The organism is Streptomyces sp. NPDC002499 (genome assembly GCF_053595415.1).
Genome location: NZ_JBSFXO010000017.1, coordinates 88,579 through 104,085, shown reverse-complemented (window position 1 = coordinate 104,085; position 15,507 = coordinate 88,579). Strand labels below are relative to the sequence as shown.

At 67.8% G+C, this 15,507-nt stretch carries 17 protein-coding genes; 14 read left to right on the top strand and 3 right to left on the bottom strand.

What is annotated here, in order from left to right; translation table 11 throughout:
- The first annotated feature begins 103 nt into the window (after positions 1 to 103).
- The 5 genes from ACWD5F_RS40810 to ACWD5F_RS40790 all read left to right on the top strand — a co-directional run bounded on the left by ACWD5F_RS40810 (position 104) and on the right by ACWD5F_RS40790 (position 3,666).
- Positions 104 to 793 (top strand): DsbA family protein, encoded by a 690-nt coding sequence (locus ACWD5F_RS40810; RefSeq protein WP_451261261.1) that lies wholly within the window; start codon positions 104 to 106, stop codon positions 791 to 793.
- Entirely contained in the window at positions 790 to 1,551 is a 762-nt protein-coding gene (locus ACWD5F_RS40805; protein ID WP_451261260.1) for a nuclear transport factor 2 family protein, read from the top strand. Before ACWD5F_RS40810 ends, ACWD5F_RS40805 begins: the two co-directional genes overlap by 4 nt.
- Before the next feature lie 31 nt (positions 1,552 to 1,582).
- On the top strand, positions 1,583 to 1,735 hold the full coding sequence (locus tag ACWD5F_RS40800; protein WP_451261259.1) for a hypothetical protein: 153 nt from the start codon (positions 1,583 to 1,585) through the stop codon (positions 1,733 to 1,735).
- Between the two features lie 117 nt (positions 1,736 to 1,852).
- A complete protein-coding gene (locus ACWD5F_RS40795; RefSeq protein WP_451261258.1) occupies positions 1,853 to 2,788 on the top strand; it encodes a protein-ADP-ribose hydrolase in 936 nt (311 codons plus the stop codon).
- A complete protein-coding gene (locus tag ACWD5F_RS40790; RefSeq protein ID WP_451261257.1) occupies positions 2,785 to 3,666 on the top strand; it encodes an NAD-dependent protein deacetylase of SIR2 family in 882 nt (293 codons plus the stop codon). Before ACWD5F_RS40795 ends, ACWD5F_RS40790 begins: the two co-directional genes overlap by 4 nt.
- Positions 3,667 to 3,751: 85 nt before the next feature.
- On the opposite strand, the gene ACWD5F_RS40785 is transcribed toward ACWD5F_RS40790, so the two are convergent.
- Positions 3,752 to 4,357 carry an expansin EXLX1 family cellulose-binding protein gene (locus ACWD5F_RS40785; protein WP_451261407.1) on the bottom strand — a complete coding sequence of 202 codons (606 nt, stop codon included), beginning with the start codon at positions 4,355 to 4,357 and terminating at the stop codon, positions 3,752 to 3,754.
- A gap of 19 nt (positions 4,358 to 4,376) precedes the next feature.
- On the opposite strand from ACWD5F_RS40785, the gene ACWD5F_RS40780 reads away from it, so the two are divergent.
- Complete coding sequence (locus ACWD5F_RS40780) at positions 4,377 to 4,676, top strand: hypothetical protein (RefSeq protein WP_451261415.1); 300 nt, start codon at positions 4,377 to 4,379, stop codon at positions 4,674 to 4,676.
- 149 nt (positions 4,677 to 4,825) lie between these two features.
- Here the strand turns inward: ACWD5F_RS40780 and ACWD5F_RS40775 are convergent, their stop codons facing one another.
- Positions 4,826 to 5,371, bottom strand: coding sequence for an RBBP9/YdeN family alpha/beta hydrolase (locus ACWD5F_RS40775; protein ID WP_451261256.1), 546 nt, complete (start codon positions 5,369 to 5,371; stop codon positions 4,826 to 4,828).
- 123 nt (positions 5,372 to 5,494) lie between these two features.
- On the opposite strand from ACWD5F_RS40775, the gene ACWD5F_RS40770 reads away from it, so the two are divergent.
- Both ACWD5F_RS40770 and ACWD5F_RS40765 read left to right on the top strand, forming a co-directional pair.
- Complete coding sequence (locus ACWD5F_RS40770; protein WP_451261255.1) at positions 5,495 to 5,686, top strand: AsnC family transcriptional regulator; 192 nt, start codon at positions 5,495 to 5,497, stop codon at positions 5,684 to 5,686.
- Between the two features lie 41 nt (positions 5,687 to 5,727).
- Entirely contained in the window at positions 5,728 to 5,949 is a 222-nt protein-coding gene (locus ACWD5F_RS40765) for an Lrp/AsnC ligand binding domain-containing protein (RefSeq protein ID WP_451261254.1), read from the top strand.
- Positions 5,950 to 5,993: 44 nt separating this feature from the next.
- Here the strand turns inward: ACWD5F_RS40765 and ACWD5F_RS40760 are convergent, their stop codons facing one another.
- A complete protein-coding gene (locus ACWD5F_RS40760; RefSeq protein WP_451261253.1) occupies positions 5,994 to 6,728 on the bottom strand; it encodes a FadR/GntR family transcriptional regulator in 735 nt (244 codons plus the stop codon).
- 293 nt (positions 6,729 to 7,021) lie between these two features.
- Between ACWD5F_RS40760 and ACWD5F_RS40755 the strand changes: the two genes are divergently transcribed.
- From ACWD5F_RS40755 to ACWD5F_RS40730, 6 genes are all read left to right on the top strand, one after another.
- The gene (locus ACWD5F_RS40755) at positions 7,022 to 8,383 is read left to right on the top strand and encodes an ABC transporter substrate-binding protein (protein WP_451261252.1); all 1,362 of its coding nucleotides are present in this window, start codon (positions 7,022 to 7,024) and stop codon (positions 8,381 to 8,383) included.
- Complete coding sequence (locus ACWD5F_RS40750) at positions 8,380 to 9,294, top strand: carbohydrate ABC transporter permease (protein ID WP_451261251.1); 915 nt, start codon at positions 8,380 to 8,382, stop codon at positions 9,292 to 9,294. The genes ACWD5F_RS40755 and ACWD5F_RS40750 overlap by 4 nt, the downstream gene beginning before the upstream one ends.
- A 124-nt stretch (positions 9,295 to 9,418) precedes the next feature.
- Positions 9,419 to 10,255 (top strand): carbohydrate ABC transporter permease, encoded by an 837-nt coding sequence (locus ACWD5F_RS40745; protein ID WP_451261406.1) that lies wholly within the window; start codon positions 9,419 to 9,421, stop codon positions 10,253 to 10,255.
- 74 nt (positions 10,256 to 10,329) lie between these two features.
- Positions 10,330 to 12,372, top strand: coding sequence for a hypothetical protein (locus ACWD5F_RS40740; RefSeq protein WP_451261250.1), 2,043 nt, complete (start codon positions 10,330 to 10,332; stop codon positions 12,370 to 12,372).
- Complete coding sequence (locus ACWD5F_RS40735) at positions 12,369 to 12,716, top strand: L-rhamnose mutarotase (protein ID WP_451261249.1); 348 nt, start codon at positions 12,369 to 12,371, stop codon at positions 12,714 to 12,716. The genes ACWD5F_RS40740 and ACWD5F_RS40735 overlap by 4 nt, the downstream gene beginning before the upstream one ends.
- A 63-nt stretch (positions 12,717 to 12,779) precedes the next feature.
- The gene (locus ACWD5F_RS40730) at positions 12,780 to 15,464 is read left to right on the top strand and encodes an RICIN domain-containing protein (RefSeq protein WP_451261248.1); all 2,685 of its coding nucleotides are present in this window, start codon (positions 12,780 to 12,782) and stop codon (positions 15,462 to 15,464) included.
- Positions 15,465 to 15,507: the final 43 nt, after the last annotated feature.

Genomic DNA, 15,507 nt, shown 5'->3' with positions numbered 1-15,507 from the left:
TCTCATTCTCCCTGCTCAGCGGCTCTAGCTTGGAGCTGTCAGCCCAGCCGACGTCTTCTGATGTCGGAAAGCAGTAATCAAGTGGCAAGAGAGGAGGCATGTGATGCCTTCGGCGGAACGAGCCTCCCTGACATACGCCTTCGACGCGTACTGCGCCTGGTGCTTCGGCTTCGGCCCCACCCTGCGGGCCTTCGCCGAGGACAACACTCACCGCATCCGGATCCGCGTCGTGTCGGCCGGTCTTTACACCGGTGTCCGAGCGCTGCCCATCGCGGCCTATCCGCACCTGTCGGCCGAACGCGGCACCATCACGCGGCTGACCGGAGCCAGCTTCGGCACGGGCTACGAGCGAGCCCTGTCGCAGGGAACGGCCGTGCTCGACTCCGCCGCCGCGGCGGCGGGGCTGGCCGCGCTGCGGGACCAGCCCGGCATCAGCGAACTGGACGTGGCCGAGGCCATGCAGCGGGCCTGGTTCGTCGACGGCCGGAGCCTGTCCGACGCGGAGGTCTACCGGGAGCTGGCCGTCGCGCTCGACCTGGACGCGGACGCCGTGACCGCGGCGTTCAACTCCCCCGCCGGCAGGGTGAGAGCCCGTGCCGACTTCCGCACGCTGCGCCGCCTGCGGGTGTTCTCGTACCCGACGCTGCTGCTGGACACCGCCCACGGCGCGGACCAGCTAGGCGACGCCGGCTCCACGGCCGCTTCCCTGACCGCCGCCCTCGACCAGCGGTTGACCGCGCCCCTCCTCCAAGTCCCCATCCAAGAACTGCCCTTGCAAGGAGAACTGTCATGAGCAACACCAAGAACACCGTGCTGACCGCCGCCGGAGAGCTGTTCGGCCAGAAGGACCAGAGCGCGGTGGACCGGTGGGTCGCCGCCGACTACACCCAGCACAGCAGCCTTGCCGCCGACGGTCCCGAGGCCCTGCGCCAACTGGTCGCCGGCCTGCCGGAGGGCTTCCGCTACGAGGGCGCCCGCGTGATCGCCGACGGCGACCGGGTCGCCCTGCACGGCACGTACCACGGCTTCGGGCCGGACCCGCTGGTCGCCTTCGACGTCTTCCGCGTCGACGCCGACGGCAAGCTCGCCGAGCACTGGGACGCCCTGACTCCGCTGGTCACGGACACCGCTTCCGGGCGCTCGCAGACCGATGGACCCACCGAGGTCACCGCGCCCGAGGAGACCGAGGCCAACCGGGCCCTGGTCACCGAGTTCGCGCAGAAGGTCCTGGTCGGCGCCGACTACTCGGTGCTCACCGACTACATCTCCACCGAGACGTACGACCAGCACAACCCGGAGGCCGCCGACGGCCTCGACGGCTTCGGTGCCGCCGCCGCGAAGTGGGCCGAGCAGGACAAGAACCTCGTCTACAAGACCGTCCACAAGGTCATCGCCGAGGGCGAATTCGTCCTGCTCCAGTCCGAGGGCGAGTTCGGAGTCCCCGTCGCCTACTACGACCTCTTCCGCGTCCGGGCCGGCAGGATCGTCGAGCACTGGGACGTCATCGCCCCGATCCCGGCCGAACTGCCCCACGACAACGGCCTGTTCTAGAGCTGCGCGCCGTCCGCAAGGAGACAACGCGATGAGTGAGGTCACCTACGCCGAGAGGTCCGGCATGACGTTCACCCGCCTCCTGAACCTCAACGCCCTTACGATCCACGCCTTCTGGACGTACGAGACGGGCGACGGCCGGGTCGCCGAACTCCGCACCGGAGCCCTCAAACAACCTGCCTGAGGTGCCCTCACCCATCCGCTGTGCCCTCCCCGATCCGGGAACGAGGGCACAGTGGCGCGCCCTTCCGCGGACCCGTCCCACTTCGACCCGTCACGAGCCCACCGCCCGGAGGACCCCGTGTACCCGACCCCGCTGCCACTCGCCGCCTATCGCGCCGCCATCGCCTTGGACGAGCCGTTCCGTCCCGATACCGGCCACGACCCCGGCGACCGGTCCGCCGGCCTGGTACGGGAGGCGCTCGGCCTGCTGGCCGACGACTCGGCAGCAGCGAAGGCCGGGTTGGTCCGCGGCGCCGCGGACCGGGTCGACGACGCCGACGCCCGGCGGCTCCTGCGCGCGGTGCTGACGCTCCGGGAGCCCGCCCCACTGCCGACCGGGACCATGCGCGTGCTGGACGCGCTCCTGGCCGGCGAACGCCTGGTACGCGAGACCGTCGACGCCGCCTCGCTGCCCACCGTCCACGACACCCTCCCCCACACCACCTACCGAGCCGCCGACCGTACGGTGCTGTGGCAGGGCAACCTCACCACCCTCTGCGCGGACGCCGTCGTGAACGCCGCCAACAGCGCCCTGCTCGGCTGCTTCGCGCCGATGCACGCGTGCATCGACAACGCCCTTCGTGCCGCAGCCGGCCCCCGCCTTCGCGCCGACTGCCACACGATCATGTCCCTCCAGGGCCACCCCGAGCCGACCGGCACAGCCAAGATCACCCGCGGCTACCACCTGCCCGCCCGCTACGTCCTGCACACCGTCGGTCCGATCGTCGACGGCCCCGTGCGCCCGCATCACCAACAGGCCTTGGCGGCCTCGTACCGCGCCTGCCTCGACCTCGCCGCCGAAGTGAACGGCCTGCGCAGCGTGGCGTTCTGCGGCATCAGCACGGGTGTCTTCGGCTACCCCAAAGAGCCCGCCGCCCGCATCGCCCTCGACACCGTGGCCGAGTGGCTCGACCTCCACCCCGGGCGGTTCGACCGCGTGATCTTCACCGTGTACGCGGACGACGACCGTGCCGCCTACCTCCAGGCACTGACCGAAGGAAACCAGCCCCGATGAACGAGTCCGCCTTCGACCTGAAAGCCGCCGCCGGGACGGTACACACCTGGCTCGGCGAGGCCGACCGCGTCCTGATCACCGCCGGGGCCGGGCTCAGCGCCGCCGCCGGATACGACTACGGCGACGAGGACCGCTTCCGGGAACTCTTCCCCGCCCTGCACCGCCTCGGCCTGCGCTCCCGCTACCTCGTCGGCGTACCGCTGCCGCCCGAGCTGTGGTGGGGCTACTGGGCCGTCCACATCGACGACATCCGCTTCTCTCCGGACCCCAATCCCCTTTACCGGCGCCTGAGTTCCCTCGTCGACGGCAAGGACCACTGGGTGATGACGTCCAACGTGGACGCCCTCTTCGCCCGCAACGGCTTCGATCCCGACCGGACCTTCACCCCGCAGGGCGACTACGGCCGCTACCAGTGCACGACCCCCTGTACCGCGACCGCCTGGGACAGCCGTCCCCTCGTCGCACAACTCCTGACCTCGTACGACCCGACCACCGGCGCCGTGACCGGTCCCCTGCCCAGTTGCCCCAACTGCGGGGGCGAGGTAGAGATCAACGTCCGTATCGGCCCCGAGTTCGTCGACGACCCCTATCTCCCCGCGGGCCGCCGCCTACAGGACTGGCTGGGATCCACCGCCGGAACCCGCCTGCTCATCCTCGAACTCGGCGCCGGATTCAACACGCCCGGCGTCATCCGATGGCCGGGCGAACAACTCACCCGGCAGATCCCCGACGCCCGCCTCATACGCGTCAACCCCACCCACCCCGAAACCCCCGCCGACCTCGCCGGCCGGACCCTGTCCGTCCCCGTCGGGGCCGACCACCTGCTCGACGCACTCACCATGCCGCACCCGGCACCCGGCCCCACGGTGGCATCCTGAGCGACCCGCAGAAGAACAAAGCCACGGCACGGCCTCCGGCCGGTCCCGTTGGCACACCGAAGGCCAACGGGATCGACGGGGCGGGTCAGTGTCGGGCGAACTGGACCCGGGTGGGCTGCACGGTTTCAGGCCGCACCGCGATCCCGTTGACGATCAGTTGCTGTCCGTAGATGTCGGTGAGTCTGATCGCGCCGCCGCACCCACTGCCGTCGGGGGAAAGGAAGTAGTTGTAGTCGGTGCGGGCCAGTTGGCGCCAGCCACCGCCGGCGCGGACCTCCAGCCGAGCGAGCGGGTTGCGGTGGCCGATCGCCTGGATGCCGCACCAGTAGGGGCTGGACCCGGTCTTGTAGCGGATCGATATCGTGCCCGACGTGTCGGGGCTCAACAGGCTCCAGGTGATCGCGATCCGGCCCGTCGAGACAGGGACCAGTTTGGCGAAGGCCTGTTCGCTGAGGTCGAGTTGACCGGGTGCGCAGGGCAGCGGACATTCGTTGGTGATCCGGACCGTGACGGAGGCGCCGCTCGCCGTCCGGACGAGCACGTATGCCCCGCAGGCTCTGGACGTCTCGTAGTCGGTGGTGTTCATCGCCGCGATCATCATGTCGCTGCTCGGCCCGTACGAGCAGGCGCCGTCCCCCACTCCGGCCTTGTAGACCGTGGCGACTCCTTGGTACGTGGTCCTGGGCCGGATTCGTCCCGCGAGGGAGGTCGTGACCGGAGCGCTCCGCGGGGAAGCCGATGGCCGTGCCGCCGACCTCGACGGGGAAGCCTTCGGGGTCGACGCGCCGGCCGAAGGGGATGTGGAGACTGCTGACGGGGACGGCGTGGAGGACTTCTTCTTCGGCGACGCCGACGTCTGGGTCTCGTCAGAGGCTGCGGCGCTTGCGGCAGCGGGTTGTGGGCCGGACCGGTCTTTCGTGACCAGGCAGACGACCAGGCTTACGGCGATCAGCGCCGCGGCACTGCCGATCATCAGCTCGCGTCTGCGTCTGCGCTGCCGCGCGGCCTGACGTGTCTCTTGCATGTTCATCCCGTTCGGAAGAGCGAGTCGGTGTTGCCCTGCTCAGTGGCCGCACGAGGCGAAAGGGTTGCCGTCGATCTTCAATTCGCGTCGACAGTCGCCGTTTCGGCAGAGGGCCTCCGTAGGGGATCAGCCATCTCAGCTGACGACGAGACCGCTCAGGAGTTCCAGGCCAGTCTCCCAATCACCCATGTCACTAACGGAGTTGATGTGGCCGTGACTTCCGACGAGATGCCATCGCGCCTGCCACTCGCGCGCGAAGGAGGCGGACGTCGTCGGGTCGCAGTAGGGGTCGTCGTCGCTGGCCACCACCAGGCTCGGGCACGACAATGGGACAGCGGACAGGGCCAGGAACGTCGATGCGGCCTCACGCGGGAAGGCCGGTCCCTGGGGATCGGGCGGGGCGACCAGGAATGCGGCCACCGCGCCAGGCCGCGCTTGCTCCAGCCAGTGCGCGGCTGCCCAGCAGCCCAGGCTGTGAGCCACCAACACCACCTGCTCGTTGCGCCGGGAAGCGATCTCGTAGGCGGCCTGGATCGCGGCAACCCAGTCCGGCAGGTCGGGCCTGCTCCACGAGGCCGGTGCGATCCGGACCGCTGCGGGACCCCATCGCTTCTCCCACAAGCTCTGCCAGTGGCCCTCATCCGAACCGTCGATCCCAGGGATGATGATGTACGCGACCATCGCCTGCCCCTCTTCCAATCGTGACCTCCGCACATCGCGCAGGCACCCCGAGGTGAGTCTCGATGGATCAGCGGCAACGATCGAGCTCAGCAAGTGATCTCAAAGAAAGTGGCGGTGACAACGATGGAATCACTCGACGAGATCGACCGTGCCATCCTGGAACTGCTGCAGACCGACGGCCGGTTGACCGGAGCCGAGGTCGGACGCCGAGTCGGGCTGTCCCAACCGGCAGCCGGCGCCCGTATCCAACGCCTGGAGAAGAACGGGATCATCACCGGCTACCGCGCCGTCGTCGCCCAGCCGCGGTCGGACTGAACATCCACGCCGTCGTCCGGCTGCGCACGACCCACGCGCAGTTGTCCGAAGCGCTCGCCCTTGCCGCCCGGACTCCCGAGGTCGTCTCGACCCTCCGCGTGACCGGCGAGGACTGCCTGCTGCTCGACGTGCACTGTTCCCACGCCGAACGCCTTGAACAGGTCGTGGACTCCCTCGCCCGGTACGGGCCGGTCACCACCTCGCTCGTCCTGCGTAGCTATCCGCCGAAGTCGTTGCCTACGACACCGCCAACAGGGTTCTGACCAGCGACACTTGGCCCGCGCTCCCCTTGCCCGAAGACCCCCCGCTACCCGAAGACCCTCCGTTTGATTTCCTGACGGTAGTCCTCAAGCGTCCTGTCGAGGTGTACGGCAGTGGCCTGCGCCGCGGCTTCCGGCCGGCCGTCACGCACGGCTTCGTAGATGGCGGCATGCTCCTCGACGGCAGCCTCGGACTGAGCAGTGAGCGTGTCGTGGATACCGAGGGCACTTGACTGTCTCTGCAACCGACGTGCGTCGCGCACGGCGTCGACCAGGAAACTGTTGTGGGAGGCCGCCGCGATCGCGGCATGGAAGTCGTCGTCCGCCTGGTTGAACACCTCGACCTGTCCGTGGACGAAACCGTGACGGCACGTCTCCACGGCCACCTCCATCGCCCGGAGTTCGGCAGGGGTCGCACTCGTCGCCGCGATGCTGGCGGCGGCCATCTCCTGGATCCTGCGGAACTGGAACAGCATGAAGATGTGGTCCAGGTCGGTGGGTCGGAAGAACCCGCCCCAGCGACTGGCACTGAGCATGCCCTCGTCGTCCGAGACGAACAGACCACGGCCCTTGTGCGCGCGGATCCGCCCGAGGGCGGAAAGGATCTTGACGGCTTCGCGCACCACCGCCCTGCTGGTGCCCAGCCGCCCGGCCAGATCGGTCTCTGTCGGCAGCCGGTCGCCGGGAACCAGACCTGACTCGGCGATGAACTCCAGGATCCGCTCCGCGACGAGCTCATAGCCCGGACGGTAGTCGCGCCCCGTGTCCGCCCCTGCACCCAAAGCCGTCACCCCTATCGCTGGTCTCACAGAGCGAGCCCGTCCCTTCGTGGTCACTCTACTGAACACCTCACTCGATGAAATGAATCGTACTTATCTTGCAGAGCCCACGGCAAGCACGCGATGTTCGGTCGCGCAAAAATCGGAATATACCTGACTAACTACCGCAAACTGGTGGATCGTGTGGCCAGAGAATCCAATTTTGTGACTGCACATCTTCTTGACCAGGGCTCGAATGAGGCGCCTAATTTCGGAGCGACGACCCTCTGGACGCCAGCCACGTAATGGAGTCACTGATGACCGCGATGAAGCAGTCCGTTGTCCGAAGCAGAGCGCTGGCCAAACGGCGATCGGTTCTCCTCGCGGGGTGCGTGGCCGTCGTGGTCACGGCCGCCACGGCCTGCGGTGGCGGCGCCACGAGTACGAACAGCAAGGACGGCTTCAATCAGGTGCCGCAGAAGGACGGGACCCTGACCGTGTGGGTGGACTCGACCCGGGTGGCCGCCGCGAAGCTCTACCAGAAGCTCCACCCGGACGTGAAGCTCGACATCGTCACCTACGACGGCGACGCCAACGGATCGAACTACCTGCAGACGAAGGTCCAGCTCTTCAACCGCACCGGCAAGGGCTGGCCGGACGTCGTCTTCAGCTCGCAGAACAACGAGGCGACCTGGGCGGTCGACGCCAACTTCGCGGCCCCCTTGAACAAGGGGCTCGTCCCTGCGCAGACCCTCGGGCAGTTCGCCAAGGGCGCCAACGACGTCTGCACAGTGGGCGGCACGGTCTACTGCCTGCGCAACGACCTCTCGCAGGCCGTGCTCTGGTACAACGCGCCGCTGATGAAGCAGTTCGGCTACACGGTGCCCACGACCTGGGAGGAGTACCAGAAACTCGGTGAGAAGGTGGCCGCCGAGCACCCCGGGTACCTGGTGGGCGACGCGGGCGACTCCTTCACTCCGGAGATCTACCTGTGGGCCGGCAAGTGCGGTGCCAACCACATCACCGGTGCCAAGTCCGTCTCCGTGAACACCACCAGCGCCGAGTGCACGAAGATGGCCGCGCTCATGGACGTACTGATCAAGAAGAAGTCCATGTCCATCAGCGGGGTCTTCAGCACCGACTTCGGCAAGAACAAGGCCGGCAAGGTGCTGATGATGCCCGGCCCCTCCTGGTACGGCGGCGCGCTGTTCAAGGGCACCTTCAAGACGCCGGCCAAGCAGATCGCGGCGGCGCCCATACCTCAGTGGAGCGGCGAGTCCTCGCCGTCGACCGGCAACGTCGGCGGCGGTACCTGGCTGCTGTCCCAGCACTCCGAACACATCAAGGCAGCCACCGAGTTCCTCACCTGGGTGACGACGGACGACGCCTACCAGGGCAAGGTCGCACCCGGCTTCCCCGCCTACGCCCCGGCTGCGGAGACCTGGTTGAAGCAGCAGAACGCCTCCGGCTACTTCGCGGGGGACATCCACGTACTGAAGGACGCCTCCACCCAGGTCTGGCCGGGCTGGGGCTCGGGCCAGTTCAGCCAGGAGGCGATCTGGGCCGCGACGGTCAAGCCCGGTCTGACGCAGGGCAAGAGCATCGTCTCGCTGCTGCCCGCCTGGCAGGACTCCATCGTCAAGTACGCCCAGTCCAACGGATACAAGGTCTCCAAGTGACCACGACCCACTCCCCCGTCGGCTCTGTCCGTCGGCGTCCCCAGGGCGCCCGGCGGCAGGGACGGGCGGGCGCCGCGTTCGTCGCCGCCTACCTCGTACTGCTGATCGCGTTCGGTGTCGTCCCGACCGCCTACGCCGTCTACTTCGCCTTCAGCAATGCCCAGGGCGCGTTCACCGGCTTCGACAACTTCGTCACCACGATGCGGGACTTCCGGTTCGTACCGGCCCTCGGGCACGTGGCGCTCTATCTGCTGTTCTGGCTCGTCTCGCTCGTGGTGATCGTGGTCGGCCTCGCGTTGGTGCTCCACCGGCTCGCTTCCGGCGGCGCCGGAAAAGCGCTGAGGTTCCTCTTCTACATTCCCGGTGCCCTCGCGGGTGCCGCGAGCGTGCTGGTGTGGCTGTTCATGCTCGACCCCACGGTGAGCCCGGTCAGTTCCCTCCTGAGTGCCCTCGGTTACGACACGTTCGGCGAAGTCATCGCCCCCGGCCACCTGCCTCTGCTGTTCACGATCATCGCGTTCTGGACCGGCGCGGGCGGCTGGATCGTCGTCATCTACGGCGCGCTCAACAACATCCCCAAGGACGTGATGGAGGCCGCCCGCATCGATGGCGCGGGGGCCTGGCAGACCGCGTGGCGGGTGCAGATCCCCATGCTGCGCAAATGGATCGTCTACATGGTGATCCTCGCCTTCGCCGGCGGCGCCCAGCTCTTCGTCGAGCCACAGCTTTTGTCCCTGGCCAGTGTGGGAGTGGCGGGACGCGACTACTCCCTCAACCAGCTGTCGTACGACTTCGCCTTCCAGATGAACAACATCAACGGTGCCGCGGCCGTCTCCGTCGAGCTCCTGGTCGTGAGTCTGTCGGCCGCCGCCCTCTTCGTCGCACGGTCGGGATTCTTCGATGCCGAGTGAGACTTCCACGCACCCCGGTGTGCGTCCACGTCCCGGAGAAGTCGGCGCGAGCGTGAGCCCCACGGCGCGGAGGTCTCCCCGCAGCCGCCGGCCTCCCGTACGGCGCTACGGGTCCCGGGCGTTGGTGGCCGCCGTACTGGTCGCGTTCACGGTGTTCTTCGTCCTGCCCGTGCTCTGGCTCGTCCTGGCCGCCACGAAGACGGACCACCAACTCGTGCACGGCAACCCGCTCTCCTTCGGCTCCTGGCACGCGCTGAAGGCCAACTGGCATGCGCTGACCGCCTTCCAGGACAACGCGATCCTGCTGTGGCTGCGCAACTCGGCGATCTACGCGGGCATTTCCCTGGTCATCACGCTGTGCGTCGCCGTGCCGGCCGGTTACGCGCTGGCGATGACGGAGTTCCGCGGTCGTCGTGCTCTGCTCGTCGCCACGCTGATCGTGATGCTGATGCCGAACGCGACGCTGGTGGTGCCCCTGTTCCTGGAGCTCAACGCCGTGCGTCTCATCGGGTCGATGTGGTCGATCATCCTGCCGTACTCGTTCTATCCGTTCGGGGTGTATCTGACGTACATCTACTTCACCACCGCGGTGCCCCGCGATCTGCTGGCGGCCGCCCGCATCGACGGATGCGGCGAGTTCGGGGTCTTCCGGCACATCGCCCTTCCCCTCGCGTCGCCCGTCGTCGCGCTCGTCGGCTTCTTCAGCTTCGTGGCCAACTGGACCAACTATTTCCTGCCCTACGTGATGCTGCCCGAGAGCGACCAGATGCCGGTGCAGGTGGGTGTCGGCACCCTGCTCAGCAGCGTGCCCTCCTTCAACCCGACGGTCGGATCCCTGGCCATCGAGCGGCCCCAACTCGCCCTGGCCACCTTGGTCGCGATCACTCCGGTCCTGGTCGTATTCCTGTTCTCGCAACGCTTCCTGGTCACCGGAATGCTCGCCGGCGCCACCAAGGAATGAGGGCGCGGACCGTCGTCGTCCCGTCAACCTCCGCGCGCTTCCCCTGTGTTCCTCCCCCGAACGGAGACGTTCCCATGCCCTTCAGTCCTGCCGATCGCTCTGCCGGCGAGGACACCGCCTCCTCCGACGGCCCGGTGTCCTCCGACGGCCCGGTGTCCTCCGCCGGAGTGCGAGCCAGTGTGCCCTTGCTCGAACCTCCCGGCTGGGCGCCGGCACAGCGCGCGCTGTTCGACCTGCTCGACCATGCCTGGCGCCGTTTCGAGCGGGAGTTCACCGGCCCGGACGGGCGCCTGAACTACAACGGACGGCTCTCAACCCGTGACGGAGTCGACGACTTCTACGAGGCGTTCTTCAACTGGCCCCAGTTGTATCTGCTCGGCGGCGCGGACGACCTGCTGCCCGCCTCCGAGAAGCACTGGGAGGGCGTCACCCGGCAGCTGGCCGAACTGGGCATGCTCAAGGACGAGTTCGAGCGCGGCTACGACTGGTTCCACCAGGGCGAGAGTCTGCTGCTGCTGTACTTCCTGTGCATGGCGGCCCCGGAGCGCTGGTCGCAACGCGCCCTGCGGTTCGCCGAGTTGTACGTCGATCCGGCGAAGGGCAACTACGACCCCGAGCACCGCATCATCAAACGCCCGCACAACGGCAGCGACCCCGAACGGCGCGGTCTGTCCGACACCGACTCCTACCCCTGGCTGCCCAAGGAAGCGGAGCTGTACGGCTTTCCGCTCGACTGGATCCGGCCGGCCGACACCCCCGTACCCCCGCTGTCCACGGACCCACGCCTCGGCAGCGAGATGCGCGACCGCATGGGCAGCGGCGACACCGCGGTGAACCTCGCCGCGGCAGGCTTGGTCCTCAACGCCTGGATCCTGTCCGGCGAGGCACGCTACCGCGACTGGATCGTCGAGTACGTCGGCGCATGGCGTGAGCGCGCGAAGGCCAACGGCGGCCTGATACCCGACAACGTCGGCCCGGACGGCACGGTCGGCGGCCTCCTCGAAGGCCGTTGGTACGGCGGGCACTACGGCTGGTCCTGGCCGCACGGCTGGCACAGCGTCGGCCACGCGGCCTGCGTGGCGGCACTCGCGGCCGCGACGGTCACCGGCGACGACGACTACCTCTCCATGGTCACGACCAGCCTCGACACGCTCATCGGCCACGGCAAGGTGATGCCCTTCACCGAAGCCGATTCCAGCCTCCCCGCCAAGTGGCTCGCCCAACTCGGTCCGGACATCCACACACCCACCCTGCACATCCCCTTCCGCCACAACGACTCCGGATGGTTCGACCACAACCCCGTCACCCCCGCCGTGCCGGTGGCGGTGTGGCATCACACGGCCGCTCCCGCCGACCGGGCCCGGCTGGAGGGACTGCGCGATGCCGGCGGACTCGACTGGCGTGGCGTGCGGGCCTTCCGGGCCAAGGAGGAGTCGGGCCACGAAGAGGCGTGGTTCGCCTTCCTCGCCGGCGACGATCCCGGCTACCCGGAACGGATCCTCGCCGCGGCCCAGGCGCAGGTCCGCCACCGTCTCGCCCGCATGGACCGCTACCGCGATCTGGACGTGGCCGAGGAGGACATCCACGTGTGGCAGCAGTCGAACCCGGTGGTCACCGAGGCGCTCGTACAGCTGACATGGGGCGGGCCCCAGGTCCTCTACAACGGTGGTCTGCAGCAGGCGCGGGTGCGCTATTACGACGGCGAGGCGCGCCGCGTGGGACTGCCGCCCGAGGTGGCGGCCCTGGTGACGTCGATCGACCCCGAGGCCACCGTCGTCGAACTGGTCAACCTCTCCGCCGACCACGCTCGGACCGTCGTCGTCCAAGCCGGTGCCTTCGCCGAACACACCATCACCTCGGTCCGCTACACGACCTGCGAGGACGACTCGTGGATCGGGGACATGTACGACTACGGCCACGGGGAGCCGGCCGTCACCGAGGCGGAAACGCCCGTCGGCGGCTCCCTGTTGACCGTCGTACTGCCCGCCTCCACGCGCATGCGGCTCACGCTCCGGCTGAGCCTGCGCACGCGGACACCCAGCTACCGCACGCCGTTCCCCCCGGATGTGCCGGCGGGATCCGGAGCCGGGCTTCCCGACGGGGAGGCCGGAGAGTGAAACGGATCGCCCAGACCATCAGGCTCCGACCGAAACGGCGCGAGGAGTACCTCGCCCTGCACGCCGCCGTCTGGCCCGCCGTCGAAGCCACGCTGCACCGCGCCCACGTGCGCAACTACAGCATCTTCCGCCACCACGACGTCCTCTTCGCCTACTTCGAGTACGACGGCGAGGACTTCGAGGCCGACATGGCGACGATCGCGGCCGACCCGGTGTCCCAGCGGTGGTGGGAACTCACCGATCCATGCCAGGAACCGTGGCCCGACCGAGGCACCGGGGGCCAGTGGACGGACCTCACCGAGGTCTGGCATCTCGGCGATCCGGGCACGGACAGCCCCTCCTAGAACGCGGGCGGCGTCCGGGGCTTCCGGCGGCGCGCAGCGCAACGAGGTAAGGAGATCAACAGCATGAGACCCGCACGGCTCATCGTGGGACTGTTGCAGACGCTGCTGGTGGCAACGGCCGTCGTCCTGCCCGCACAGGCGGCGCACGCGGCGGACACCAGCTTCTACGTGGACCCCGCCAACGGCAGCGACAGCAACTCGGGAACCAGCACATCGGCGGCCTTCAAGACGATCGCCAAGGCACGCGACGCGGTGCGCACGGTGAACTCGGCCATGTCCGGGGACATCGTCGTGAACCTGCGCGGGGGCACGTACCCACTCACCAGCCCGGTCGACTTCACCACCGCCGACTCGGGAACCAACGGCCACAACGTCATCTACAAGGCGTACGGCTCGGAGACCCCGGTCGTCTCCAGCGCGAAGTCCATCACCGGCTGGACATCGGCCGGCAACGGCCAGTACAAGGCATCGGTCGGCAACCTCGACTTCCGGCAGCTGTACGTCAACGGCGTGCGGGCCACGCGCGCCCGCTACCCGGACGTCGGCTCCAACTTCCAACTACAGGGCAGCGACAAGACGGCGCAGGTACTGAAGGTCCTCAGCTCCCAGATGGCGAACTGGGACCACTTCGGCCGCGTCGAGATGGTGCTGCAACTGCAGTGGGCCGAGAACTACCTGCGGCTGAAGTCGTACACCACGAGCGGCGGCCTGGCGAGCGTCTCGATCCAGGACCACGAGGCCGGCATCCTCTTCCAACGGCCGTATCCGCTGCTGTCCAACGGCTCTCCCCTGCACTTCGAGAACGCCCACGAGTTCCTCACCGAGCCCGGCGAGTTCTACCTCGACAAGGACGCGCAGACGCTCTACTACCTCCCCCGCGCGGGCGAGACCATGACGTCGGCCACCGTGCAGGTCCCGACTCTGGAGACGCTCTTCGACATCAAGGGAGACAGCCTCAACTCCCCTGTCCACAACCTGCAGTTCTCGGGCATCACCTTCACCCAGACCAACTGGACCGAGGCCAGTGACAACGGACTGCTCAACGGCCAGGGCGGCAACTACAACATCTCCGCCGACCCCAGCAACAAGCAGTACGTCAACCGCCCACCGGCCGGTGTGTACGCCGCGAACGCCGACAACCTGTCCTTCACCGGCAACACCTTCACGAAGATGGGCTCGACCGCCCTCGACCTGCACCACGGCGTCCACAACTCCGCGGTCACCGGGAACGTCGTCCAGGACATCGCGGGCAACGGGATCACGGTGGGCAAGTTCTCGGATCCCGACGTCGAGTACCACACCGTGTACAACCCGCCCGCCTCACCCGCGGGTGAGGACGCGCGCGAGGTCGTCAGCGGTGTCACGATCACCAACAACCTGATCAACCGCACCGGTCAGGACTATCTCGGCACCGCGGGCATCAACGCGGGCTTCGTGCACGGCACCACCATCGACCACAACGACATCTCCGACTCCCCCTGGGCCGGGATCTCCCTGGGCTGGGGTTGGCAGTCGGCGGCGAACGCGGAGGGCGACAACTCCGTCAGCTACAACCGCATCGGCAACGTAGTGACCCAACTGTGCGACACGGCGGGGATCTACCACCTCTCCAACGACCCCGGAACGGTGATCAACAACAACTACATCCACGACGTGGTCCGCACGCCCACCGCGTGTTCCTCGGGCGCGGGCGGCATCTACCTCGACGAGGGCTCCAGCAACATGACCGTGGCGAACAACGTCCTGTCGCACACGGACGACTTCATCATCCGGAACGTCAACGGCCCCAACGTCACTCTCTCCGACAACACGACGACCGGCACCGCTGTGATGCAAGCGTCGGGTCTTCAGTCGGCCTATCAAGGACTGCCGGCAAAGATCAATCTCGCCTACGGCAAGGCGGCCACCGCGTCCTCCGTCTACAGCTCCAACTGGGCGCCGGTCAAAGCCAATGACAACGACCTGACGACCGGTTGGTCCCCCACCGGCAGCGACACCTCGGCCTGGTGGCAGGTCGACCTCGGCAGTGCGTACGCGCTCGGTCAGTTCTCGTTCACCACCCGCCAGGACGTCGACCAACCCGAGACCCGGAGCAACTTCGAGATACGCGGCTCCAACGACCCCACGTTCGCCGACTACACGGTGCTGGGACGGCAGGACGCCACGGTCCTCCCGTACAACGCGACACTGACGGCCAAGATCGACGCACGCCAGAAGTTCCGGTACGTGCGAGTCGCCAAAACCGACGGCGGCTACTTCTACATCGGCGACTTCAGCGTGCAGCAGGCCGGCGGCGCGCTGGAGAACTCACCCACCGCTCCATCATTCAACGCGTCGACGTACTACACGATCAAGAACGTCAACAGCGGCCTGCTGGCCGATGTCTACCAAGGATCGACCGCGGACAACGCGAGCGTCATCCAGTGGCAGAGCAACTCGGGCACCAATCAGCAGTGGAACATCGTGCGGGTCAGCGGCAACCTCTACAAGATCGTCAACCGGAACAGCGGCAAGGCCCTCGGCATCTCCAACGCCTCTCACGCCAAGGGTGCGGCGCTGGTCCAGCTGACCTACAACGGTGGCAACAACCAGCTCTGGTACTTCCAGCCGACCAGCAGCGGATACGTCATGCGCAACTTCGAGAGCCGACAGGCCCTGGAGGTTCCTGGCGACTCGACCACCGGAGGAACCGCGCTCGGCCAGTGGACACCGCTGAACCAGACCAACCAGCTCTGGACCATCCAGTGACGCCCATCGTGTGACGACGACGGAACCGCTGCGATCGGCGCCT

What these genes read in the sequence shown, in the direction of transcription:
- ACWD5F_RS40810 (WP_451261261.1), top strand. Translation starts at nt 104, where the DNA reads ATGCCTTCGGCGGAACGAGCCTCCCTGACATACGCCTTCGACGCGTAC.
- ACWD5F_RS40805 (WP_451261260.1), top strand. Translation starts at nt 790, where the DNA reads ATGAGCAACACCAAGAACACCGTGCTGACCGCCGCCGGAGAGCTGTTC.
- ACWD5F_RS40800 (WP_451261259.1), top strand. Translation starts at nt 1,583, where the DNA reads ATGAGTGAGGTCACCTACGCCGAGAGGTCCGGCATGACGTTCACCCGC.
- ACWD5F_RS40790 (WP_451261257.1), top strand. Translation starts at nt 2,785, where the DNA reads ATGAACGAGTCCGCCTTCGACCTGAAAGCCGCCGCCGGGACGGTACAC.
- ACWD5F_RS40775 (WP_451261256.1), bottom strand. Translation starts at nt 5,371, where the DNA reads ATGGTCGCGTACATCATCATCCCTGGGATCGACGGTTCGGATGAGGGC.
- ACWD5F_RS40770 (WP_451261255.1), top strand. Translation starts at nt 5,495, where the DNA reads ATGGAATCACTCGACGAGATCGACCGTGCCATCCTGGAACTGCTGCAG.
- ACWD5F_RS40755 (WP_451261252.1), top strand. Translation starts at nt 7,022, where the DNA reads ATGACCGCGATGAAGCAGTCCGTTGTCCGAAGCAGAGCGCTGGCCAAA.
- ACWD5F_RS40740 (WP_451261250.1), top strand. Translation starts at nt 10,330, where the DNA reads ATGCCCTTCAGTCCTGCCGATCGCTCTGCCGGCGAGGACACCGCCTCC.
- ACWD5F_RS40730 (WP_451261248.1), top strand. Translation starts at nt 12,780, where the DNA reads ATGAGACCCGCACGGCTCATCGTGGGACTGTTGCAGACGCTGCTGGTG.